At 55.2% G+C, this 23,230-nt stretch carries 26 protein-coding genes; 15 read left to right on the forward strand and 11 right to left on the reverse strand.

Annotated elements, in window-relative coordinates:
- Positions 1-30: 30 nt before the first annotated feature.
- From KNP82_RS00130 to KNP82_RS00145, 4 genes are all read right to left on the reverse strand, one after another.
- Positions 31-885: a polysaccharide deacetylase family protein gene (locus tag KNP82_RS00130; protein WP_214826545.1), complete on the reverse strand. Its 855-nt coding sequence runs from the start codon at positions 883-885 to the stop codon at positions 31-33.
- Entirely contained in the window at positions 885-1,364 is a 480-nt protein-coding gene (gene pgaD / locus KNP82_RS00135; protein WP_214826548.1) for a poly-beta-1,6-N-acetyl-D-glucosamine biosynthesis protein PgaD, read from the reverse strand. Before pgaD ends, KNP82_RS00130 begins: the two co-directional genes overlap by 1 nt.
- The gene (gene pgaC / locus KNP82_RS00140) at positions 1,322-2,581 is read right to left on the reverse strand and encodes a poly-beta-1,6-N-acetyl-D-glucosamine synthase (RefSeq protein WP_214826551.1); all 1,260 of its coding nucleotides are present in this window, start codon (positions 2,579-2,581) and stop codon (positions 1,322-1,324) included. Before pgaC ends, pgaD begins: the two co-directional genes overlap by 43 nt.
- 119 nt (positions 2,582-2,700) lie before the next feature.
- Entirely contained in the window at positions 2,701-2,946 is a 246-nt protein-coding gene (locus tag KNP82_RS00145) for a hypothetical protein (protein ID WP_029594856.1), read from the reverse strand.
- A 126-nt stretch (positions 2,947-3,072) separates the two neighbouring features.
- Between KNP82_RS00145 and KNP82_RS00150 the strand changes: the two genes are divergently transcribed.
- The gene (locus tag KNP82_RS00150) at positions 3,073-4,314 is read left to right on the forward strand and encodes a UDP-glucose dehydrogenase family protein (RefSeq protein WP_214826553.1); all 1,242 of its coding nucleotides are present in this window, start codon (positions 3,073-3,075) and stop codon (positions 4,312-4,314) included.
- 34 nt (positions 4,315-4,348) lie between these two features.
- Here KNP82_RS00150 and KNP82_RS00155 read toward each other — a convergent pair whose 3' ends face one another.
- Positions 4,349-4,822 (reverse strand): DinB family protein, encoded by a 474-nt coding sequence (locus KNP82_RS00155; RefSeq protein WP_214756227.1) that lies wholly within the window; start codon positions 4,820-4,822, stop codon positions 4,349-4,351.
- A gap of 107 nt (positions 4,823-4,929) precedes the next feature.
- Here KNP82_RS00155 and KNP82_RS00160 point away from each other — a divergent pair, with 107 nt between their 5' ends.
- Together KNP82_RS00160 and KNP82_RS00165 are read left to right on the forward strand one after the other, a co-directional pair.
- Positions 4,930-5,664 carry a DUF3784 domain-containing protein gene (locus tag KNP82_RS00160; RefSeq protein WP_214756228.1) on the forward strand — a complete coding sequence of 245 codons (735 nt, stop codon included), beginning with the start codon at positions 4,930-4,932 and terminating at the stop codon, positions 5,662-5,664.
- On the forward strand, positions 5,661-5,927 hold the full coding sequence (locus tag KNP82_RS00165) for a hypothetical protein (RefSeq protein WP_131471752.1): 267 nt from the start codon (positions 5,661-5,663) through the stop codon (positions 5,925-5,927). The genes KNP82_RS00160 and KNP82_RS00165 overlap by 4 nt, the downstream gene beginning before the upstream one ends.
- A gap of 30 nt (positions 5,928-5,957) precedes the next feature.
- On the opposite strand, the gene KNP82_RS00170 is transcribed toward KNP82_RS00165, so the two are convergent.
- The gene (locus KNP82_RS00170; RefSeq protein ID WP_214826556.1) at positions 5,958-8,666 is read right to left on the reverse strand and encodes an EAL domain-containing protein; all 2,709 of its coding nucleotides are present in this window, start codon (positions 8,664-8,666) and stop codon (positions 5,958-5,960) included.
- Positions 8,667-8,781: 115 nt separating this feature from the next.
- The gene (locus KNP82_RS00175; RefSeq protein ID WP_251128591.1) at positions 8,782-10,161 is read right to left on the reverse strand and encodes a C40 family peptidase; all 1,380 of its coding nucleotides are present in this window, start codon (positions 10,159-10,161) and stop codon (positions 8,782-8,784) included.
- 280 nt (positions 10,162-10,441) lie between these two features.
- Here KNP82_RS00175 and KNP82_RS00180 point away from each other — a divergent pair, with 280 nt between their 5' ends.
- Positions 10,442-12,295, forward strand: coding sequence for a sensor domain-containing phosphodiesterase (locus KNP82_RS00180; RefSeq protein WP_214826559.1), 1,854 nt, complete (start codon positions 10,442-10,444; stop codon positions 12,293-12,295).
- A gap of 61 nt (positions 12,296-12,356) precedes the next feature.
- On the opposite strand, the gene KNP82_RS00185 is transcribed toward KNP82_RS00180, so the two are convergent.
- On the reverse strand, positions 12,357-12,557 hold the full coding sequence (locus KNP82_RS00185) for a sensor histidine kinase (RefSeq protein ID WP_214756232.1): 201 nt from the start codon (positions 12,555-12,557) through the stop codon (positions 12,357-12,359).
- Between the two features lie 197 nt (positions 12,558-12,754).
- Between KNP82_RS00185 and KNP82_RS00190 the strand changes: the two genes are divergently transcribed.
- Positions 12,755-13,510 (forward strand): Fic family protein, encoded by a 756-nt coding sequence (locus tag KNP82_RS00190; RefSeq protein WP_214756234.1) that lies wholly within the window; start codon positions 12,755-12,757, stop codon positions 13,508-13,510.
- A gap of 29 nt (positions 13,511-13,539) precedes the next feature.
- Here KNP82_RS00190 and KNP82_RS00195 read toward each other — a convergent pair whose 3' ends face one another.
- Complete coding sequence (locus KNP82_RS00195) at positions 13,540-13,980, reverse strand: MerR family transcriptional regulator (protein ID WP_029594866.1); 441 nt, start codon at positions 13,978-13,980, stop codon at positions 13,540-13,542.
- Between the two features lie 320 nt (positions 13,981-14,300).
- Here KNP82_RS00195 and KNP82_RS00200 point away from each other — a divergent pair, with 320 nt between their 5' ends.
- From KNP82_RS00200 to KNP82_RS00235, 8 genes are all read left to right on the forward strand, one after another.
- The gene (locus KNP82_RS00200) at positions 14,301-14,513 is read left to right on the forward strand and encodes a hypothetical protein (protein ID WP_029594867.1); all 213 of its coding nucleotides are present in this window, start codon (positions 14,301-14,303) and stop codon (positions 14,511-14,513) included.
- 68 nt (positions 14,514-14,581) lie between these two features.
- Positions 14,582-14,722 (forward strand): YvrJ family protein, encoded by a 141-nt coding sequence (locus KNP82_RS00205; RefSeq protein WP_021066374.1) that lies wholly within the window; start codon positions 14,582-14,584, stop codon positions 14,720-14,722.
- A gap of 26 nt (positions 14,723-14,748) precedes the next feature.
- On the forward strand, positions 14,749-14,961 hold the full coding sequence (locus KNP82_RS00210) for a hypothetical protein (protein WP_021066375.1): 213 nt from the start codon (positions 14,749-14,751) through the stop codon (positions 14,959-14,961).
- Positions 14,962-14,990: 29 nt separating this feature from the next.
- Positions 14,991-15,203 (forward strand): DUF2922 domain-containing protein, encoded by a 213-nt coding sequence (locus KNP82_RS00215; RefSeq protein WP_021066376.1) that lies wholly within the window; start codon positions 14,991-14,993, stop codon positions 15,201-15,203.
- A gap of 118 nt (positions 15,204-15,321) precedes the next feature.
- Complete coding sequence (locus tag KNP82_RS00220) at positions 15,322-17,145, forward strand: methyl-accepting chemotaxis protein (RefSeq protein ID WP_214826562.1); 1,824 nt, start codon at positions 15,322-15,324, stop codon at positions 17,143-17,145.
- Between the two features lie 193 nt (positions 17,146-17,338).
- Positions 17,339-19,045 (forward strand): methyl-accepting chemotaxis protein, encoded by a 1,707-nt coding sequence (locus KNP82_RS00225; protein ID WP_214826566.1) that lies wholly within the window; start codon positions 17,339-17,341, stop codon positions 19,043-19,045.
- A gap of 126 nt (positions 19,046-19,171) precedes the next feature.
- Positions 19,172-19,921: an SDR family NAD(P)-dependent oxidoreductase gene (locus tag KNP82_RS00230; RefSeq protein ID WP_214826569.1), complete on the forward strand. Its 750-nt coding sequence runs from the start codon at positions 19,172-19,174 to the stop codon at positions 19,919-19,921.
- A gap of 95 nt (positions 19,922-20,016) precedes the next feature.
- On the forward strand, positions 20,017-20,274 hold the full coding sequence (locus tag KNP82_RS00235) for an AbrB/MazE/SpoVT family DNA-binding domain-containing protein (RefSeq protein WP_214826572.1): 258 nt from the start codon (positions 20,017-20,019) through the stop codon (positions 20,272-20,274).
- Between the two features lie 125 nt (positions 20,275-20,399).
- Here KNP82_RS00235 and KNP82_RS00240 read toward each other — a convergent pair whose 3' ends face one another.
- Positions 20,400-21,284: a tetratricopeptide repeat protein gene (locus KNP82_RS00240; protein WP_241764571.1), complete on the reverse strand. Its 885-nt coding sequence runs from the start codon at positions 21,282-21,284 to the stop codon at positions 20,400-20,402.
- 125 nt (positions 21,285-21,409) lie between these two features.
- Here KNP82_RS00240 and KNP82_RS00245 point away from each other — a divergent pair, with 125 nt between their 5' ends.
- Positions 21,410-21,637, forward strand: coding sequence for a DUF3221 domain-containing protein (locus tag KNP82_RS00245; RefSeq protein WP_029594874.1), 228 nt, complete (start codon positions 21,410-21,412; stop codon positions 21,635-21,637).
- 19 nt (positions 21,638-21,656) lie between these two features.
- Positions 21,657-21,821 carry a hypothetical protein gene (locus tag KNP82_RS00250; protein WP_029594875.1) on the forward strand — a complete coding sequence of 55 codons (165 nt, stop codon included), beginning with the start codon at positions 21,657-21,659 and terminating at the stop codon, positions 21,819-21,821.
- Positions 21,822-21,833: 12 nt separating this feature from the next.
- Here the strand turns inward: KNP82_RS00250 and KNP82_RS00255 are convergent, their stop codons facing one another.
- Entirely contained in the window at positions 21,834-23,066 is a 1,233-nt protein-coding gene (locus KNP82_RS00255; RefSeq protein WP_214826574.1) for a S1 family serine peptidase, read from the reverse strand.
- Between the last annotated feature and the right edge of the window lie 164 nt (positions 23,067-23,230).

The following is a 23,230-nucleotide window of genomic DNA, read 5'->3' on the forward strand; positions in this document are numbered from 1 at the left end:
GACCCCTCGTCGATCGGACGAGGGGTCAAGTCAGTGTTGCTCGAAATACGGTTTGACGAACAGCTCGAACAGTTCGGCATCGAGCAAGTACCGGTTCGAATAGAACGGGTCGTTGTCCGGCGTAATCGGATTCGGGCTCAAGATGAACGCCTGTTCGAAGCCGAGGGCTTGCACCGTCTCGGTCACAGCGTCGCTCGTGTTGCCGAACGGATAGGCAATTGTCGTGACGCGCGTCCCGAGATTCTTCTCGATGGCGGCGACACTCGTCTCCAAATCTTGCCGGAGCTCGTCTTGCATATCTTCCGGCAAGAACACGGCGCCTCCGTCTTTGACATAATGCATGTCATGCGTATGTGTCCCGAAGTCGGCGAGTCCGCTCGCCTGCATGTCCTTCAATTCGGTCCACGGGGCGAGGTCCAAGTTTTGGAACGCCTCGCCGACGTGACCGGTGATGATGAACAGCGTGAACGGGATCTGCTTGTCTTTCAAGATCGGGAACGCGTTCTCATAGACGGTATGGTCGACGTCGTCGAACGAGATCCAGACGCATTTGTCCGGAATCGGCTCACCGGCGCGATAGCCGAGCAAGTCGTCCTGTGTCGCGAAGTGAACGCCTTCCTCTTGGAGCCACGTCATCTGCTGCTCGAATTCGTCGGCGTAGACGTTGTAGCGGACAAGTTCGGACGAGCCGGTCACGTTCTCGACGAGCTTGTTCCACGTGTTCGGCTGTTTGACGCGGTGATAGTTGAGTCCGAGACAGACGTTCTCGGTCGGGAGGAGCGCCGCATCGGGCACGTCCTCATGTGTCGTCGAGGACACGTCGTATACTTTCCAAGCGATGCCGCCAATAATCAAGAGAACGACCAGCCATTTCATGTAGCGCATCATTTCAACTCTTTCACTGGATTTTCTGTGAACACGATGACTTTGTCACGCTGAAGTCGCTCGATATCTTCCGGCTCCATCAAGTCGAGTTTGAGCCAATCGTCGAGCGTCGTGTCCGTCGGCATCTGCCGGCGGTTGAGCGGGCCGTACTTCCGCTTGTTGTACGTCCGCCACAGGAAGAGCAGTAGGGCGGCGACGAACGACGAGACGAGCCCGAAATAGAGCAGCTCGCGGATGTCGGCGTTCGTCACGTTCAAGGCGGTCTTGAGGATGGCGATATAGCGGTCGTTCACGTCGACGACGGCGCTCAAGAAGAACCACGTGACGATGAACGTGTATAACCAGAACACGGCCGTGAGCAACAGCTCGATCCCTTTGCGGAACACGTTCTGTTTCGTTTTGACGAGAATCTCTTGCTCGTAATCATATAATTCACTTACAGGCTGCTTCTCCGTGTCCCCCGGTCTGGTGAACTCCATGTCGCGTAGCCTCCTTTCACACGGGCTCTAATCGCTTTCGGCGTCGCCGCGATGACGACGAACGTGTTGAGCATCCAGTAGATGACCGGATACCAAGCGGCCCAGACGTAATATTTGAACACTTTATCGTAACGGGCGTCGTTCCAGAGCGAGATGATGAGCTGGACGTGGCTGACGAGGACGAGCGCGAACGAGTTGTATGTGAACCAAATCAACATGTCCTGCCACGTGTCGGCCGTCGCGAACAGATACACCGTGACGATGAGCCAGGCATACGCCCAGAGGACGCTGACGACCTGTTCGATATAGACGGGCCAAATCCGGCGCTGGCGCCAGTCTTTGAAGATGTCGAAGTGACGTAAGACGACTTCCTGTCCGCCTTGCGACCAGCGCACGCGCTGTTTCCAAATGCCAGAGATCGACTCGGGGACGAGCATCCAGCAGAGGGCGCGCGGCTCATAGCGGATGTCCCAGAAGTTCTTCTGGAGTTTCCACGAGACAGCGATGTCCTCGGTGATCATGTCGCGGTCCCAGAGACCGACCGACAGTAACGCTTTCTTGCGGAACATGACGATGACGCCGGAGACGGTCATGATTTTACCCATGACGCGCTGCGTCCGTTTGATGGAGCCGATAATCGACGAATATTCGACGAGCTGCATCCGGCTGAGAAGCGTGTCTCGGTTACGGATACGCGGGTTGCCGGTGACGGCTCCGACGCGCTCGCCGCGAGTCAAGAAGTGACGGACGAGGTAATACGGGGCCTCCTCGCTCAAGAACGCGTCCGAGTCGACGCAGAGCAAATACTCGGAGCGGGCGGCGTGGGCGGCCATATGTAAGGCGTTCGCCTTGCCTCGGTTCTCATGACAGTCGATAACACGCAGACGTTCATATTTGTCGGCAAGTCCGACGAGAATGTCGCCGGTCTTGTCACGGCTGCCATCGTTGACGGCGATAATCTCAAAATTCGGATAGGTGAGACGATCTAAGTACTCGATTGTCTCGGCAATCGTCTCTTCTTCGTTATAACAAGGAATCAAGATACTGATGAACGGCCATTCCCGCTCGTTCAAATCGAGTTCTTTCTCTTTCTCCCGCGTCAAGCTGAATAAGAGAGCGCCCGAAATCCAAAACAGCGCCATGAAGAACGGATACCAAAACACGAATTGGGCCAGTGGTTCGATCCAAGGTGCGATGTCGAGCCCGTAAAAATTCATAATTGTCTCCCCTTATTTTCAAAAAAACCATGTACTGAACGTATGATAGCATCAAAAAATTGTTTTCCCATATTTAGCGAAAAAATTGTACAGAAATTCAAAAAGACATTCGACGTGTGTCAAATGTCTGGGTGCTTGTTCAAGTTCGTCCGTCTGTCTTTGCGCCATTTCCAAACGAACAAACCGATCAGCGCGAGGACAGGGGCCGCAACCCAAGGGCGGGCTTCGATGATGGAAACGAGTTCGAAAATCGAGAGCCATCCGCTGATCATGATGAGAATCAGCAGGAAAGTCTTGAGTCCACCTCGAATAGGAAACCAGTAGAACACGAAGAGCGTAATCAAAAAGAAAGCGAGCAATCCCATACGGTTATTCCTTTCTAGCCTCATTTTGACTCATTATAGCAGAGAATATTCAGAGAGTGTTAGAGCCTTCCCTTGCATGCCGCTTTTCGGTACTGTTAATAGAAGACTATTGAAGGAGGAACTATCGTGAAATTTGGAATCATCGGCCTTGGCTATGTCGGGCTGGCCACCCTGTGTGGACTAGCAAAAGCGGGGCATGAGGTCATCGGTGTCGAGAAAGACCAACCGAGACTGCTCCGTCTCATGAACGGGGACGTCCCGTTCCACGAACCGGGCATGGCAGACGTGTTACGCGATCATCACGGTTCAATCACATTCACGGACTCGATGGCCGATACAGAAACGGTCGACTACCTCGTCCTCGCCGTCGGGACGCCGAGCAAGCAAGACGGCAGCTGTGACTTGACGTTCGTCGACGCAGCCTTGTCCGAGGTCGAGTCGAAACATAAAATCATCATCCGCAGCACGGTGCCGCCGGGGACGACCGACATGCTATCGGTCATGTACCCGGCTCATACGTTCGCCGTCGTGCCGGAATTTCTTCAAGAAGGGCGCGCCCTCGCCGACGTGTTGAAACCGCACCGCGTCGTCATCGGCAGTGACAACCTCGCGATGTGTGAGGAACTTGCCGGTATCTACGGACGCCTCGGGGTGCCGATCGTCTGTACATCACCGATTGACGCCGAGTTCATCAAATACGCCTCGAACGCGTTCCTCGCGACAAAAATCAGTTTCATCAACGACTTGGCGCGTCTCGCCGACAAGGCGGGAGCGGACATCACGACGATCGCCGACGGGATGGGGCTCGACCCGCGCATCGGACGTTCATTCTTGAACGCCGGACTCGGCTACGGGGGCTCGTGCTTCCCGAAAGATATGCACGCGCTCTTGAACGTGGCGAACGAGAACGAAGTCGACTTACCGGTCATCCGAGCAGCCATGCACGCGAACGACGCCCAGATGGAGTACGTCGCCTCGAAAGTCGAACCGAAGAGCGATCTCAAAGTCGCCTTGCTTGGCCTCGCCTTCAAACCGGGGACGGACGACATGCGCGACGCGCCTTCAATGACGCTCGCTCAACTGTTGGAGATACGTGGAGTCGAAGTCATCGGTTACGACCCGCTCGCCAAGTGGGACTTCCCCCAAGCGGAGACGGTCGAAGCGGCGCTCGAGGGAGCGGACATCGCCATCCTCGTCACGGAATGGGACGAGCTCGTCGCGTTGAAACCGGAAGCGTTCGACGGGATGCGGACGAAGCGCTTGATCGATGCGCGCAACGCTTGGAAGTATGCACGCGACCCGGGTACCGTCCAGTACGAAGGGGTCGGTCGGATGCAAAACAAGGAGAATACACCGTCATCGATGTGACGAAAGGCGAGACCCCACGGGGCCTCGCCTTTTTTCACGCCTTCATCTGTTCTTTCGTCGGTCCCATGACGCCCGGGACCGTGAGTCCCGCCTGACGGAGGAGCACCGTCATCTGGCCGCGGTGGTGCGTCTGATGGTCGATCATCATGCGCAAGACGGCGCCACGCGGCTGTTTGGCGCCGTGGACGTCGACTTCTTCTAACAAATAGGCGTCCGAGAACTGTTCGGCCGCCTGGCTAATCTCGTCGGCGTAGCGCGCGTATTGGTCGGCGATAGCCTTGGCGTCGTTCGGTTGCGTCAAACTTTTCAGCGCCGACAAGCGGAAGCCGAGCAAGTTCGTGAAATAGCCGAGCGCGGTCGTCATGTGCCACCCGATCCAGCCGATTGAGTTATGGCCTGGAACAATCTCCTGCCCGAGCGCCTCGTCGGTGACGGTGCGGAGCACGTCGAGCGTGCCGGTCGATGATTTGGTCCAGTCGTGTAGAAAATCTGCTTTGGTGCGATACATCGAATTCCCCCTTGAACGTTCTACCCTGAGTATACGACGCAGATTCACGATTTTGAAACGTTCGGTCTCGTTTTCCCGTAGACTATAGAAGAAAGGGGGACGCTTGTATGTGGATCTACTTAAGTGCCGGACTCATTCTGTTCGCACTCGGCTTCGCCGTCCATCGCTTGGGCTGGCATTTCCTCATCTCCGGGTATAATACGATGAAGCGCGAAGATAAGGCGCGCGTCAATATTAAGGCGGTAGCGCGTTTAATCGGCTTCATGTGCTACGGGATGGCCGTTATCTTCCTACTGATCGCCGCCATCCATGGACTCGGTTTCGGACTCGACATCCCGGTCGAACCGTTCTTCGGTTTGATGCTCATCCTCATCGTCGTGACGCTCTGGCGTGCTCAGAAGTATGACGGCAACATTTATGACGAGGACGGGAACATCCGCCCTGGCGGCAAAAAGAAACTCATCCCGGTCGTTGTCGTCTTGGGTCTCCTCGTCACAATCGTGCCCGGCCTGTGGCTCTGGTTCAGTCAGCCGACCGAGGTGACGCTCACCGACTCGGCACTCGTCATCGAGGGTAGCTACGGCGAGACGGTGCCGTATGATGAAATCGAGACCGTGACATTGACGTATCGGCCGAGCCTCGACCGCCGGACGAACGGTGCCGCCGTCGGTTCACGCCTGATCGGACACTTCCGGACGACGGACGGGGAGGACGTGCTTGTCTACCTCGACCAAGACATCGAGGCCGCCGTACGCATCGACTGGAGCGGCAAACCGATTTATGTGAACGTGGAGTCGAACGAGGCGACGGAAGAGTTATATGGGGAGGTCCGACTGAAATGACACAACCTTGGTATACACGGCACATGCCGTTCTTTTTCTTGACGTTCTTGTTCGCGCCGCTGACACTGTTGCTTCTTGTCTGGCGCTGGGAACAGTTCGACGGCCATGAGCGAGGGGTCAAACTGTTCTTCACCATCGGGATGACGGCGTTCATCGTGTTTGGGCTCTTGCCGCGCGGGTCGCTACCGGTCATCTTGCCGGTCATCGGACTGTTGATCGCACTGAAGCTCGTGCTCAATCTCATCAAACGAAAAACCGGCTGACATGTGTCAACCGGTCGGAGGGGCGCTCGCTTAGGCGAGGTGCCCTCTTTTTTCGTTCACCCAAGCTTCGAACGTGGTCGCGTCAAGGGCCGGGGCGTAATAATAACCTTGTCCGAGTTCGACACCTTCCGCGATAATCCGCTCGAGGTCCTGTTCCGTCTCGATGCCCTCGGCGAGCGAGGTCAATTTCTGTTCACTCGCGAAGCGAGAAACGGCACGGAGGAATGACGTGCTGTCCTTCGCTTTGCCGCTGACGTACATGCGGTCGATCTTCACTTCTTGAATCGGCAAGTGCCAAATCGCTTCGAACGAGGCGTAGCCGGTCCCGAAGTCGTCAATCGAGAGGCAATAGCCGAGGTCAGAGATATCTTCGAGCCGTTCGAGCTCTGTCGTGTGCGACATGATGTCGGCCGACTCGGTCAACTCGATTTTCAGCCGGTCCGGGAGCCATGGATACGTCACCATCAAGTCACGCAATTTCGTGACGATCGACGGGTCGACCGAATGGGCCGACAAGTTGTACGACAAGGAGATGTCGGCGAACGGTGTGTCACGCCAGGCGACGAGCTGTTCGACGACCAAGTCGAGAATCGAGTGCGACAGCCAAAGAATTTGGTCCGAGCGCTCGGCGATGCGGATGAACTCGTTCGGCGGCACGTTGCCGATGTCCGGGTGCTGCCAGCGGGCGAGCGCCTCGGCCCCGACGACACGGCCTGTCTTCAGCTCGACTTGCGGCTGATAGGCGACGGTGATATAGCCTTGTTCGATTGCCTCCGGGAGCGCCTGTTCAATCAAGGCGGCCCATTGGAGCTGGGCGAGGATGCTCGCGTCGTACCAGACGAACGGGGTGCGCGTCTCTTTGGCGTGTTGCAACGCCTTCGTCGCCTCGAACAGACAATCGTTAAAGCTTGGCGTCGTATGCGTCGCCCCGATTTGAACGTGGACGGTCTGGCGTTTCTGATTGATTAACAGTTCGGTCGGGAACAGCTCCATCAACTCATGTTCATCGACGGTGCTGAAGCCACGGACATACAGCATGAGCGTGTCGTCGCGGTAACGGCCGAACAAGTGATGCGCGTACTTCTCGAGCCGGTCCTCGACGTGACGGGCGAACTCGGTCATGAGCAAGTCGGCATACGTCGGGTCGTACCAGTCGACGAGGTGGTGGAAGTCGTTCAGTTTAATTAGCAGGAACGTCCCGTCGATGTCCTGTTTTTCCCACGCCCGCAGGAAGCCATATTCGTTATACAGTTCGGTGGCGAGGTCGAACCGGACGAGCCGGTCGACTTTGCGTTCGCGTTCGACGCGCTCGGTCTCATCCTCGAGGATGAGGTAATACGTGAGCGTCTCGCCACGCTTAAGCGGGATGATTTTGACGTTCAAGAAGCGGACGTGCTCGCCTTTCAAGTGCAGGATGAACTGGGCACTCGTCCCATTCTCCGTCACCCCGGCGAGCGCCTCGCGCAACAAGCGGCGCCCCGTGTCGGTGAACAATTGATTAATTTCATACAAGTTCCGTTCGCCGAAGAACTGGCGGAACACATCGTTGCGTTCGATGAAGTTGTACGTGTCATCGATTAAGGCGATGGCGAGACCCGTCTCGGAGAAGAGGGACGACCAGCGCTCGTGATACCGGAGCAGGTCGTTCGACTTCGTCTCGAGCGTGTGCACCGTCGAATGGACGCTCACGGCAATCTCACGAAGCTCATCCTCGATGCCACGGAAGTCATGGCTCGGCGGGAACGTCTCCTCGACCGGTTCCGTGCTCGGGTCGATGGCGAGGGCGCGCGCCTTCAAATGCCCGAGGTCATGGGCGTACATCTTCCTTGTGTAGCAGAGGGCGAACAAGAGCGCCCCCGACAACAGGAGCGTGATGAGCAGGACGGTGAGGGCGAGTGCGCCGTAACGGTCCCGCTCGGTCAAGAGCGTGTCATCCGCTGCCGCGCGTACCGCTTGTAGTGCGGCGTGCGAGTCCTCATAGAAGCTCGTCCCGTTGACGTAACGAGCCTCAAGCGTCGAATTGGCGGCCGTCACCCGTCCGAGGGCGAGCGCGCTCTCAATCAAATCGTCGACCGATTTCGTCCTGAGCGACGGGTCGGTCGCGACGATATCCTCAATCAGACGGGCCTCGTTCGCGATCGTCGAGACCTCGAACTCGAGTTGGTCTTCATCCGGTGTCTCGGCGAGCAAGTTCGTGACGCCTTCGACGAACGCCATCTGCATGCGCATGACGGCATCGGTCAATTCATAGGCCGTGTTCGCTTGGGCGGTCCGTTCGAGCCCTTGATAGAGCCAGCGTCGGTTGATTGACTCGATGACGTCGAACGGCACGGCTTCGAAGCGGCTCAAGCCGTCCGCGTTCAACGTGTCCTCGAGGTCTTCCGAGAAGCGCAGCAACGCCTCCCGTTCACGCTCATCGACCCCGGTCTCGAAGTCGTCGAGCAGTTGCACGTTGTATTGGAGCGCCCGTTCACGGTACGGGGCCGACAGTAACGCCGTCGGTTGTTCCGAGTTCGTCTCGTAGAGCTTGGCCGCGTGATGCAAGACGAGATACGACTCGACGCCGGCCAAGTCGGAGGCGTGATTCAAGTCGCGCACCGTCTCGTCGACGGCGACGTGTTTTTCTTTCCAGTAATAGCTCAGGCCGAGCCCGAACAACGATACGCCGATGAGACAAGCGACGGCGAGGGCCATCGTGTAAATCCGGTACGGAATTTTAGCGAATCGATTGCTTCCCATCGGACACCTCCTTCTTTCTCTTCCCATTCTATCTCTCGTGTTCGAGTCTTTCGAGGGAAATCCTGCCCCACGAAAAAAAACCCGACAAAGGTCGGGTCTTTCAATGCGCCGAAGGTCACGGTCGCTTGTAACCGATGACGCGTGATTTCCAGTATGGCTCTTTACTGATCGTGTTATAGCCGAGTCCGTACGTCCCGGCGTGGATGAACGTGTCCGCGTTAATCATGATGCCCATGTGTGACGGTCCGGCCGTGTACGTGTTCTCGAAGAAGACGAGGTCGCCCGCTTGCGGGACGAACGTCTTGCTGAGCTGTGTTCCGAAATAAGACCCGGCCCAGTATGTGGCGACGTTCGTGCGTGGGACGTTGTAGCCAGCCTGGTTGAAGGCATAGTGGATCAGCCCTGAACAGTCGAATCCGCCGTTGGCCGGGTTCGATGACGCCCAGATGTACGGCGTGCCGACATACTTCTTGGCGACGGCGATGGCTGCGATTCCGGCACCTTGTGAAGGAGCCGGAGTCGGAGTTGGGTTTACCGTAGACCCTTTCGGCACCGCCTTGACGTAAGACGCCGCGACGAAACCGGTCGTATTCCCGATATAGATTTGATGCCAACCGTTCGACGTCTGCACGACGCGGAGCGTCTGGCCGGACTTGACGCTGCCGATGATAGCCGAACTCGTCGAGGCCGAAGCGCGGACGTTCAACGATGGCGTGTTCACGACGTAGTCGAATGCTTCGTTGCCCGCACCGCCGTCTCCGGCGTTCGGTGTGACCGGCGCGCTCGGTGCCGTCGTCGTCTGTTTCAAGTAACCGGTGCTGACGTAACCGCTCTTGCCGTTATGCGTGACGTATACCCACGTGCCGATCTGTTTCGTCGCTTTGACGGTCGTGCCGTTCGGGATGCTCGTGACGAGGGCATAGCCGATGCCCGGGCCTTGACGGACGTTCAAGTTGGCCGTCGTGACGTACGACTGGTTAATGCTCTGTTCTTGAGGCGCGGCCGGTTTTGTCGGCGTGCTCGGTGTAGTCGGTTTGACGGATGAGTTCGTCAAGTAACCGTTATGTACCCAACCCGTCTTCCCGCCATAGCTGACTTTCGTCCAGGCACCGCTCGTTTGAATCGGTGTGAGCGTCTGACCTTTCGGAATCGTGACGAGCACTTGATGCCATGTTCCTGCAGCGGCGCGCATGTTCAAGGCGGCCGTCGTGACGGTACCCGTGCCTGACGTGGCAGGTGTGGCGGCAGGTTTCACCGTGGTCGGGGCGTTTCCGCTTAATTTGAGCGTCTGCCCGATGGCGAGACGGTCTGAATTCAAGTTGTTGTAGGCTTTCAAATTGGCGAGTGACACGTTGTGCTGTTGGCTGATCGACCAGAGCGTGTCACCGGCACGGACGACGTGTGAGCTGGCTGCTGCGACTTCGTCGGCCTGGGCGATGATGCTTACGGCGGCGATGGCTGCGAATGAGTACATGAGGCCGGACTTAGGGGACATTGGGTCACTTCCTTCTCTAATGAGTGCTTTTGACAATTATCGACAGGTAAAGCAATACATGTTTATTGTAGGGTTTACACAAACGGCAAGCAATGGTGGAAATGGCTCAATCAGTGGATTCCGTTAAAAATGAGGTCAATATTTTCGGACACGGATGAGGCGGGAGTACTAAAGAAACAGGGGAATCGAAAATTGACTTTCTGTTGAATTTTGGAAACCTATCCATAGTTCTTTTCGTGCTATCATGAATGCAAAACGTTTGAATGAGAGTAGGGGACTTATGAACGAGGGGAACTTTTCAACACAATCATATCGCAAACATCAAGAGAAACTGTTCGAACTCGTCCGAATGCCAGAGGTGACGGAGGCTGCGGTACGGCAAGCGCTCTTATATATGTGCGAGGTCGTCTCCGATATGCTCGACGTCGACACGGTCTCGATTTGGCATTTCGACGAGACGTATGCCTCGATCAGTTGCCAAGTCGCCTATTCGAAAGAGACGGGACCGAGCGAACCGGTGTTGACAGTCATGCGTGGGGACGCACCTGTCTATTTCGACGCGTTGCGGACGAACCGGGTGCTCCCGTTCGAAGACGTCCGGACCCACGAGTGGGTGAAGGATTTATACCAGCAGCACTTCGTGGAAGGGCAACGGATTTACTCGATGCTCGATGCCCCGATCTATGCGAACAATCGGGCGAAAGGGGTCATCTGTTGTGAGACGTTCGCGCCGCGGCAATGGACGTTCATCGAGGAGCTGATTGTCAGCACGCTGTCCGACTTTATCGCCATCCTCTATCTCCGGCTCGACCGCCGCGAGATCGATGAACACATCACGAAACTCGCCTATACGGATGAACAGACCGGGCTCATGAACTTGAACGGGTTCATCGAGCGGGTGGACGCGCTCCGCGAACAGGCACCGCACCAGCTCGGCTCATTGATTTATCTCCGGGCGGACGAGTTCCGTTCCGTCGAGACGGCAATCGGCATCCAGCGCGCGGACGACATCGTAATCGAACTGTCGGAACGCCTCCAACAAGTCGTCGATACGTCGCTCTTGGCGCGCGTCTCTCAATCTGGCTTTCTACTGTGGACGCCTTACGGCGACCGCATCAAAGTGAAGGCGCTCGCCGATTTGATTTGTGAGACGGTGACGAGCGAGCCGTTCGCGGTCGGGGAGCTCGACGTCGTCTTGACGATGAGCGCCTTCATCTCGATTGAGGACAAGTCACGCTCGACGCTCGAGATGATGGACACGACCCGAATCACGGCCAATGATCGCCACGTGCAGCGCGGGGGGATCGCCTTCTACGAGGAAGAGATGGGTGAGAAGGCGACGGCCCGTCTGACACTCGAGATGAATTTGCGAAAAGGGCTCGCCTTGAACGAGTTCACGCTCTATTACCAACCGAAGATTGAAGCGGCGACTGGCAAGTTAAAAGGATTCGAAGGGCTGATGCGCTGGATTCATCCGAAACAAGGATTGATTCCACCGCTCGACTTCATCCCGCTCGCCGAATCGACCGGCGTCATCATCGCGCTCGAAGAATGGGCGCTCGAAGCCGCGTGCCGCCAGTTGAAGACATGGCACGACGAGGGCCGGATGTATCAGCTCGCCTTGAACTTGTCGGCCCGTCATTTCCTATCGGACGGGGTCGTCGAAAAGCTGGCCCATATCGTCAAGGAGATGGGCGTCTGCCCGAACTACTTGACGTTCGAGATCACGGAGAGCGTCGGGATGGAGAATCAGCAACACGTCATCGAGCGGTTCGTCGCGTTCCGGGAACAAGGCTTCTCGATCTCAATCGACGACTTCGGGACCGGCTTCTCGGCGTTCGTCTATTTGAAGCACTATCCGATTCATGAGATTAAAATCGATCGGCAGTTCATCCAAGTGACGGACAACGATCCGACCGGGAACGTCATCGTCCAGTCGATTATCGAGCTCGCCCGCGGGCTCGGCTTGAAGACGGTGTGCGAGGGCATCGAGACGACGGACCAGCGCGACACACTCCGCTCGCTCGGCTGTGATGAGATGCAAGGCTACTTGTTCTCGCGTCCGCTCCCGATTGATGAGCTCGAGACGTGGATTGAGGATTATGACACGACGAAAAAGGATTCGCTCCGTTGAGCGAATCCTTTTGAATGGACCGCAGACATGTTACGTGTCTGCGTTTTTTTTGCCGCTCGCGTCAGGCCGGCAACTCGATGCGAATCGTCGTTCCAGACCCGCGCGCACTCGTCACCGTGACAGTGCCGCCGTGCGCTTTGATGATGCCCCGGGAAATCGCCATACCGAGGCCGCTGCCGAGTGCGTCGGTCGTGTTCGTGCCCCGGTAGTAGCGCTCGAAGATGTACGGCAGTTCGTTCGCGTCGATGCCGATGCCGTTCATTGAGTCGGACGTGCACGATTCGGCCCCGGCGGCAATTCCTCTCCCACTTATCGTCGGGCTGTGCCCGGGACACGATTGAAGTAGGGGGTATCCTTGCCGATTAAAGATGAAATGAGGCGTTCACTCGAAATCGACTTGCTCAGGTAAACAAGCGTATAATTAAATCACGAACACTTGAGAGAAAGGAAGCGGGTTATATGTTTGAGCAACTGACGATGAAAAAAGAACAACTGGATCAAAATCGACCGCTGCCGACGTATACGCTTCAAAGTTTGAGAGCAAAACTCTTTTTAGAATGGACATACAACTCGAATGCCATTGAAGGAAATACGTTGACAATCAACGAGACAAAAGTGGTGCTGGAAGGTATAACGGTTGGCGGGAAGACGATGCGCGAGCATCTTGAAGTGATTAACCACCAGGACGCCATTTCTTATGTAGAAGAGATTGTCCAACGCGAAGAACCGCTGACGGAGTGGCAAATAAAAAATTTGCACCGTCTCGACTTGAAAGGAATTGATGATGCGTATGCAGGCGTCTATCGGGACCAGCAAGTGTTTATTGCTGGATCCGTTCATATGCCGCCGCCTCCATACCTCATTCAAGAACAGATGGGGCAACTGATGAATTGGTATGAAACAGAGACGAATACGATGCACCCGGTTGAACGGGGCGCTTTGTTGCATGCTAAGTTCGTGGGGATTCACCCGTTCATTGATGGAAATGGTCGTACATCTCGGTTGTTGCTCAATTTAGAGTTGATGAAGTCCGGTTATCCGCCGATTGTCATCAAAGTCGAAAATCGCCTGAGTTATTACAATGCGTTAGATCGAGCGCATACGACAGGAATGTATGACGACTTTGTCGCCCTTGTCGTGACAGAGGTCGAAACATCGCTCGATTTGTACTTGAGCGCGATCGCCCCTCATCCATCCAAAAACAGCCCTTCCTGACGATTCAGGAAGGGCTGCCTCATGTCCGCTCATTCATGCGGGAGTTCGGTTTTCAATTCCAGTTGGAGTATGTACGCCAATTCTTTATGGGCTAGCTCGGAGAAGTTCGTCTTTTTGACGTGTGTCCGGGGCCGTAGTCCGCATTCCAATGCGATGTCGACGATTGTCCGAATCTGATTTTCCGTATAGAAGCGCTTGCGTCCCATCGTGAACGGGGTCGGTGGCAAGACGCCGTCGGTTTCCCATTTGATCAGCTGTTGCTGGCTACGGGGAATCCCGGCGACATGAAACGCACGGCTCAGTTCTTTGAGTGGATAGACGGTCAATGGGCGTTCGTTGTACAGGAGCGGCTTCGCGTTTTCCGGGCGATAAGCATCCCAGTCAGTCGCATAAAACGTCAGGTCGGTGTGGTCGAAGTCGAGTTGAGCGGAAGGAATAGAAGTGTTGAGTGCGAAGTCTAAGCTGTTCATCTAGAGTATCTCCTTCTTCAAGTCAAACTGGTCATTTCGAAAATGCCCTCCTCCGTATAGTAACCCATTTCTAAGCAATTAACTGCCAGTTTTTTCAAAGTGGGGAAATGAATTCGTGGGACTTTAGGCGTGTTTTCGAAATGCGATTGACGTCTATTAAGATACCCTAATTGGTATGAGAATTCAAGGAATAACGCCGATTTTTACCGATGAATGCGCCTTCATTCAGAATAGGTCTATAGTCGTTACGAAAAGGTTACAAGGAAATATGAGCAAACATTCACCAACTTCGGTTAATAGGGGCGAAGGAGGTGAGACATATGGCAGTGTATCGAGAATACGCAAGCGTCTTTTATCTCGACACGAAGCGGCTCGTTGACGGCAAGGAAAAGCGTCAGCTCGTCCGGTTCGGTCCACTCGGTGCGCGGATGGAGACCGAGGAGATCAAGCAGTTCGGTGATCTGTTGATTCCGCTTCTCGCGGTCGAATCCGCCGCATACGTCGTGTCGCGTGAATTCCACGTGACGTTCTAATTGGAGGAACCCCTGATGCGTGTACCGAAGCGTCCCGCCGGAGCCTTGTCCGATGAGCGGGTGGGCCCATGAGCTGGCCCGAACTCATCTCGAACCTCGGCTTCCCAATCGTCGTCTCGCTCTATCTGCTCCACCGGATCGAGACGCGCCTTGAGCGCATGATTCAACTGCTCGAACGTCTCGACTCGACCTATCCGTCTGAATTGTAATCCATCCCCGAAAGGAGCCATCCCCCATGGCCGTATTGACTGAAAAGAAAGCCACGCTCGTCTTGACGACGCACCACGATTTGAACAGCTTGAAACCGACGAAGAAAACGCAGCGCTTCGGTCCAATCCGGGCGGCGCTCACGGCTGACAATGCCGAGGCGTTCGGTCACCTCATGCTCGACTTGACCGAGCAAGAAGATTTCACCGTGTCGGTCGTTCGCGAATACGACGTCGTCTAATCACACCCACATCCAAGGAGGACTAACCCATGACTGAGACTAAAGTAGAAATCGCATTTTTGGATATGTTCAATAAAGTATCGCGCTTCCGTTTGAATAATGTGAAACAACCGGTCGATGCGTTGAAAGTGCAAGCGCTCGCCGACTTCATGGTCGCCAACGACCCGCTCGGCAAGAGCGTCGTCAAATGGACCGAGATCAAGATGATCGAAGGCACACAAACCGTGTTGAACGTCCAATAAGTAGTCAAAGGTGACTGATTTTTCAGTCATCTTTTTTTATTTTGGTCAATCCACTTTAGATTCCTCGACGTCAAGACGATATAGGAAGAAACGTTGCATGCGAGAGGGGAATATACATATGTCAGTGAAACAGAAGTGGATAGCGTTACGGAATCGTTTAAACGTCCAGCGCTTTCAATGGAAACCGAAACGACGAAAGCCAAGCACGCGTGAAGGAAAACGAGTGACCGGCAAGAACCTGACCATCCGTCAAAAGCTGTGGGGACTCGTCATTCTCGCGCTCCTCATGGTCGCAGGTGTCGGCGGCTACTCGCTCTTGTCGCTCGCCGATGCGAATCGTCAAGGCGATGACATCGTTAACAACTGGAACAAAGGGCTCGACTACGCCCACGAGCTGAACACGCTCGCGGCGAACTATCGCGCGCTCGAGCTCGAGCATATCGTGACGGACGACGCGGCCGCGAAAGAAGAATTGATGTCCGCGATGAAAGAGATTCGGACACGGATTAATGAAATTGCCCCGAAATATGAACAGACGGTGACGGGTGAGACGGACAAGGAGCTGTTCGCCAACTTCAGCCGCCAGTGGGAGATGTATCAACGCGTGTCGGACAATATGCTGATTTTCAGCACGTCCGGCAACAACGGTATGGCTCGCTCGTATTACGATGCCCAGTCCCAATCGACATACGATAATTTCACGCAACGCCTGACCGAGCTCGTCGACTACAACTCGGAAGGTTCACAACGTGTCGGCGCCGACATGGAACGTGAGTTTCAACAGTCGCTCATCGCGTTGCTCGCGGTGACGATCGGTGCGGTCGTACTCCTGTTGTTCCTCGGACTGAGCTTATTGCGTTCCATCATCAAACCGATGCGGGTGCTCCAAGAGAAGTTTGACGAGTTGGCCTCACAAGGCGGCGACTTGACGATGGCCATCCCGGTCACGTCGAACGATGAGATCGCTCAAGTGAGCCGCTCGTTCAACACGTTCCTCGCGACGCTACGCGACATCATGGTCGACGTCGACAAGACGGCGAAAGTCGTCCTCGTGTCGTCGAAAAAAGTGGCGACGGAAGTGACACAATTGAGCCGTTATATGGAAGAGACGTCAGGCACGGTCGAAGAATTGACGGCCGGTATGGAAGAGACGGCCGCTTCGTCGCAAGAGATGAGCGCGTCGACGGTCGAGATGGGCGGATCCATCGATACGATCGTCGACCTCTCGAACGAGAGCGCCAAGACAGCGAGCGATGTCGAGCGCCGGGCCCATGCGCTCCGTGAGCAGGCTGTCGCCTCGAAGACGGAAGCGAACACCATCATCGACAAGAAGCGCATCGAGCTCGACGACGCCATCCAAGGGGCACAGTCGGTCGAACAGATTCGCGTCTTGACGAGCGCCATCTTGACCATCGCCGACCAGACGAACTTGCTCGCCTTGAACGCATCGATCGAGGCGGCCCGGGCCGGGGATGCCGGGCGCGGCTTCGCCGTCGTCGCCTCGGAGATTCGTAAGCTCGCCGAGAACTCGCGCCAGACGGTGAACGAGATTCAAGCGGTATCGCATACGGTCATCGACTCAGTCGCCCGGCTCAACACGAGCTCGGCCGATATGCTGACGTTCCTCGACACGAAAGTGCTCGCCGATTACGACCGGCTCGAGGAGTCGGCCACGCAATATGAAGCGGATGCGACCGTATTCGGGGAGACGGCACAGACGTTCGAGACGAACGCACTCCAACTTCGCCATATGACCGACAGCATCCTCCACGTCATCCAAGAAGTCGCGACGACCGTGACGGAAGGGGCGGACGGGACGCAGTCGATTTCGGAGAAAGTCCAACTGTCCGTCGAGCGGTTCAACGACGTCCAAACTCGGATGCAGGAGACCGAGCAACGTGCGGTCGAACTTTCGAATCGCGTGTCACAGTTCAAGTTATGAAGCTAGATCGCAGCCATGATGGGCTGTGGTCTTTTTTTGTGACAATAAATGGAACATAAGACTCGTAAATAAGGTCAATCCATTAAAATAATTGGAAACAAATGTGGAAAACCGTTTGCACAAACCGATAGAAATCATGTGATTCCAAAATTTGATAGAAATAGAGGTGTGAGAGGACGAGTTCCTCGAGAAGATGAAAAAAAGGCTAAATCAACTCACATTGACGCAGAAACTGTTTGGCGGGATCGGAATGATTCTTTTACTCGTCGTAATCGGGATGGGTTACAATCTGATGGCGCTGAACGATGCGACGAGCCGATATGAAGAAATGATCTCATCAGATGTCATGCGGATGAAGGCGGCCGATGAATTATCGTTAGGGATGGTCCGTCAGGCGTATGGCCTGCGTGGTTATATTCTTGAACAAGAGCCGGCCCGGCTTGAAGCAGAGCAGCAAGGGTCAGAAGAGAAAAAAGAAGCAATCAATGCCTTGTTAGAACTTTCGCCTTCGACAGAAGAGACGAAAGAACTAGAGAACTTGATGTCATACGCATTAGGTTACGATGACTTAGCACAACAGTTGATTCAAGCAATCGACGCGGATGATCAAGAGACAGTGGACCGACTCGCGCTCCGGTTGTTGCCGGATGTGACGGCATCAATCATTGAGTCAGGAGAGACGATGCAAGCCGAATCGGAAGCCGCGATGTTGGCGAAGCAAGCGCAGCTTGAGAGTCGAGGTCAAAGTGCATTGATATACTCTGCAGTGATCGCCGTCATCATTTTCGTACTCACGCTCGGCGCCGGCTACTTCCTCCAACGCATGGTCACGGTCCCGCTTCGCCAACTATCGGACGAGGTCGGCATCGTCGCCGACGGTGATTTGACGCGCGTGGACCTTCAAGCGCTCACGCGCGATGAAATCGGCGAGTTGATGCTTGGCTTCAACCAGATGAAAGGCAATCTCCGCGAACTCATCGACGAAGTGAGCCGGAACGCCCAAGAGATCACGGCGCAGTCGGAAGAACTGTACGCGAGTACGGAAGAGATGTCGTCTCAAACAGAGGAGACGACACGGATGATTGAACAAGTCGTCGGTGAGACGGTCAACCAGGCGGCGGCTGCCTCGAAGAGTGGGCAGGCGGTCGCAGCGGCCGATGAAGGCGTCGAGCGGATCGCCACGTCGATCGGGACGATCAGCCAAGACGTCCAGACGAGTCTGAAGCTCGCCGAACGCGGGGAACAGACGATTCAACAAGCGAAACAAGAAGTGCTCGCCCTCGAATCGGAGACGGTCGTGACTGGTCAATCGATCACGGCGTTGAAACAACAGTCAGATGAGATTGCCCTCATTACCGAGGTCATCCAGTCGATCACCGACCAGACGAACCTGCTCGCCTTGAACGCGGCCATCGAAGCGGCCCGGGCCGGGGAACAAGGGAAAGGCTTCGCCGTCGTCGCCGAAGAAGTACGGAAACTCGCGGAACAGTCGAAACAATCGGCGTCCCAAATCGCCGGTTTGATCGAATCGATTCAGACGCAATCGAATGCGGTACTCGAACGTCACGCCATCAGTGCCCGCCGCGTCGAGACGAACACGGCGTTGCTTGAAGAAGCGACGGCGTCGTTCCAACAAATCGTCGGGCAATTGCACGCCTCGGTCGAGAACACGGAACAGATCCGGGTCGCCTCGAGCGAGATCGCGACGACGACGAAACAAGTCGCGACAGCGGCAATCCATATGGCGAGTGACAGTGAAGGCACGGCCGAGACGATGCGTAGCGTAGGTGAGACGGCCGACGCCCAGCTCGCGATGATTCAAGAGTTGAACGGTGTCGCCGAGTCGCTCGGCAATATGACCGGAGACTTGCAGACGCTCATCGGGCGTTTCCAAACATAAAACGGACCGTCCTTTCCTGTTCTAGGGAAAGGATAGTTTTTGCGTGTTGTCAGGATTGATGAGAGGGTGTTACGGGAATTGCGGGAGAGAGACAACATCTCGACTACAGTGAAAAGGGGACACATCATGAAATATACCGTCATCACCGGAGCAAGTTCAGGTATTGGTTATGAAGCGGCGAAATTGCTCGCCAAGCAAGGGAAGTCACTCGTGCTCGTGGCACGGCGGCACGACGAACTCGAGAAGTTGCGGAGTGAAATCAAGGCGATCGCACCGAAGAGCGATGTCATCATCAAGGCGAAAGACTTGTCATACAGCGAGAACGTATACGGGCTGTATGAATCGCTCGCTGATCTCGACATCGAGACGTGGATCAACAACGCCGGGTTTGGCGATTCGAATTTCGTGAAGGACGTCGAGGTCGGGAAAGTCGAGAACATGATTCGCTTGAACGTCGAGGCGTTGACGGTACTGTCGAGCCTATACGTCCGGGACTATCATAACGTCGAAGGGGCGACACTGTTGAACGTCGCATCGGTCGTCGGCTATCATATCGCCAAAAAAGGCGTCACGTATAGCGCGACCAAATTCTTCGTCAGTGCGTATACGGAAGGGCTTGCCCGCGAGCTCATGAACGATGGGGACAAACTGCGAGCGAAAGTGCTCGCGCCGGCCGCGACGGAGACGGGCTTTGCCAACCGCGCTCGCGAAGAAGACGACTTTGACTATAGCCAAAACGTTGAGAAGTACCATACGGCCGAAGAGATGGCCGGGTTCTTAGTGCAACTGCTCGAGAGCGATCAAGTCGTCGGCATCGTCAACCACGAGGACTACACGTTCAAGTTGCGCGGTCCGATTCATCCGTATATGGGGTAAACGTAAGTAAATAAAGTGATTGTGCTCTGAAGAGTCATGTGAGATATATTAGGCACATACCTTGTGTATTAGACGTGTTCAATAGGAGTGGTAGTATGGGAAAGCAAAATCAATATGAGAGAAAATTGATTAAGCATGGCGATTCTGTTTGCATCTCTATTCCAATGACTGTGTTGCGACAGTTGAAGTTAGGTGCGGGTGACGAGGTCTCGATAGTGCCGACAGACAAGGGTATCTTGATTCGACCGCTTGAGGATACAGTACAAACGGATATCGATTCAAAATTTTCTGAGGACATGGAAAAAACAATCGAGCAACACAACGATACGTTCAAAGGATTAGTGGAACGTTAATCTTTTTGAAGAATACGATACCAAGCTTGATTCGAATCAGAATGTGCAATCAAAACAATCATTTTGACAGGAAGTACAACAAACAGCCCGAACCCTTTTAAAGAGTTCGGGCTGTTTGTTTATGTTTACGACGAACGCATCGAATCCCCATAGCCCCCGGTCAAGCGGTGCGTGAGCCGGTGGTACCAATAGCGGAGACGCAAGCGGTATACATACAGTTTCGACGTGTTTGGCAAGACGACGTTGTCGATATAATCGGCGAACATGGCGCGGAACATCTGGTCCTCACTGTCGTCATATGTCGCACTCCACATGCCGTGCTCTTCGACCTCGAGCAACATCGCGATCGTTTCATCGTCGAGCTGATGGTTGTCTTCCGGCAATCGTTTGACGAGCATCTCGACCCGATGGCTGCAGATGGACGCATAGAGCGAGTGGGCGCGTGGATTGCGCGGGTTGGCGTTCAAGTATCCGATGGCCACCTTGAGGAGCTCATCGTTCATCTCGAGCGGAATCTCATCATACACTTGGAAGAATTCGAGCAACATCGGCACCGTCTCTTCATTGAACCCGGCGAGCCGGACGTAATGCATCAAGTGGAGACCGGCCTCCCCGTGAAACTTGCGGTTGAAATAATGGACGGCGATCGTACGTTGGACGATTGGTACGTCGGGATAGCGTTCGACGGCGCGAAGGAAATGTTGTTCGGCCTCGAACAAGAAATTTGTATCGTCGCTCAAGATGCCGTGGAGGCAATGAATCATGTAATGGTCGCCCTTCGCGCTCGCGGCTTCGAGCACGTCGCGGGCCCGGCTGAACTCGCCTTCACGGATGAGCGGATACGCCCGCATCGCCGGAAAAAATGGGTCGTCCGGGAAGTTCGTCTCGCCACGGACGACGAGCGACTCGATTGCTTCGGCGTTATAGTCGTCAATCATTTCTTCAAGGAGCATCATCTCGAGGAAGGTGCGTTGAAAGTCTAGATGGTGTAAATCGATGGTGTGTTTCATAGGAGTCCCTCCCGGCGTAAATGAGTGTGGCTTCATTATACCGAGCAATTGGACAGACGAGTAGATTTTTTTCAAGATATGGGAAAAGAAAAGGGAAGGATTTCCGAGGAAATGGAGGGGTGGAGATGGTAACGTTCACTGGCTATATCGTCGAGCTCGAACCGACGCGAATCCGGGTCGCGCCGAACCTAGACGCCGAGCCGTTCGATGGCATCGTGTTTCATTGGGAAGGAGTGCTGCGAGAGGACGAGACGCCGCTCGCCGTCGGGCAATACGTCCGCGTCGAGCACGATGAGAAGATGACCCGCTCACTGCCGCCACAGGCGACGGCGCACCGGGTCGATGTGCTATGATGAGGCCGAGGTGAAATGAATGGGACAGTCAAATTTCTTATGGTTGGGCATTGTTATCGCCATCAGTGCGCTGATCGTCTGGTTGTTGCAGGACGTGATGCCGTTTTGGATGTTGTCGATCATCTTGCTCCTATTTGGGGCGGCGGTCGGCAACTTACAGCGACGCTCTCGAAACGACACGTAAAAAAGCACGTCATCATTCCGATGGCGTGCTTTCTTCATCTTCAGTTTCAACTGCAGCCGGTTCGTCCGTGGCTTCTTCGGTCGCATCATCGGCGACCGGTTTCTCCTTGACGACGGGCGGCGTTTCTTTCTTGTCAGGCTTAGCGGTGGCTTTCGGCTTGTCTTGTTTCTTGACCGGTGCCGTCGTCTCCGTTTCTTTTTCTTGAGTGGCCGGTTGTTCCGGTTCGACCGGTTCAGCCGGTTCGGTCACCGGGACGTCGGGCTCAGTCGGTTGCTCCGTCACGGGAGGGGCTTCTGGTTCTTCAGCAGGTTGTTCCGGTTCGGCCGGAGGCTCTTCCTCGACCGGTGCCGGTTCTTCAACTGGGGGTTCGGTCGGTTCCGGTGTTTCTGGCGCGGGCTCGGCTTCCGGTGCCGGTTCGGGCGCAGGTTCAGGAGCCGGAGCGGGTTCGGCCGGATCCTCACGTTTCGGGACCGGTGTAATCGGTGCAACCGGTGCGAGTTCAGCGGCCGGGATACTGCGTTTCGTCGTCGGCGGCGGGGCCGGTGTGTCCGACTCGAGGAACGACAGCACGTCTTGTTCGAACAAGGCGACCGGGAGCGTCTTCGTCACCAAGTGAAGGCCGAGCACCCGTCCATTGGCCGTGACGATCGGGCTGCCGATGGCGCGGTTCGGTAAATCAAATTCGCGACGATAGCTATCTTCTTCGAACGTGAGCGTTCCTTCAATCTGTTCGTCCGGTGCGAGGGTCAACACCGATTCGTCCGGTCCGACAATCGCATGGCTGAACGAGAACGGGGTCGCTTTCACTTTTTCGATGCGGATGACGGCGATGGCGTCGGTCCGACCGATGACGGTTCCGTTCACTGCCTTGTCACCGTGTTTCATCGTGACACGAGTGATGGCGGCGACGTTATGGGCCGCCGTCAACACGTCTTGCGGGCTAATCAAAAATCCGGTACCCGTGCCGACGGTATAAAGGCTTTCTTGCAACGTCTCGAGATCAACGGTGGTGGCACCATCGGCTGAGACCGTGTCTTCCGTGATGTTCAAATCGACTTTGTCGGCGAGCGAATCACTCGAGCGCGGGCTGTCGGTCAGATAGGCGTTCGTTAAAAACGAGACGAATGCGATGAGGGCAATGACGATGGGGACAGCAATCCATTTCAAGCGACGTGGGCGATGACCACACGTCGGACAAACAGTGGTTTTCGAGCGGGTCTTCGCTCCGCAGCGTGGACAAGTCACGGGATGACACCTTCCTTCATAAACATCGATGATATGCATATTCCTCAAATGTTGAAGGGATAAACAATAATTGACCAGGTTTGTAAGTGAAGAATGGGAATTGAATGATGAGCCCTTATTTAAGATGACTCTAAATCGATGAATACAAGGTGACTTCCCTTGAT

The organism is Exiguobacterium sp. s26 (assembly GCF_018618235.1).
Classification (GTDB): domain Bacteria; phylum Bacillota; class Bacilli; order Exiguobacteriales; family Exiguobacteriaceae; genus Exiguobacterium; species Exiguobacterium chiriqhucha.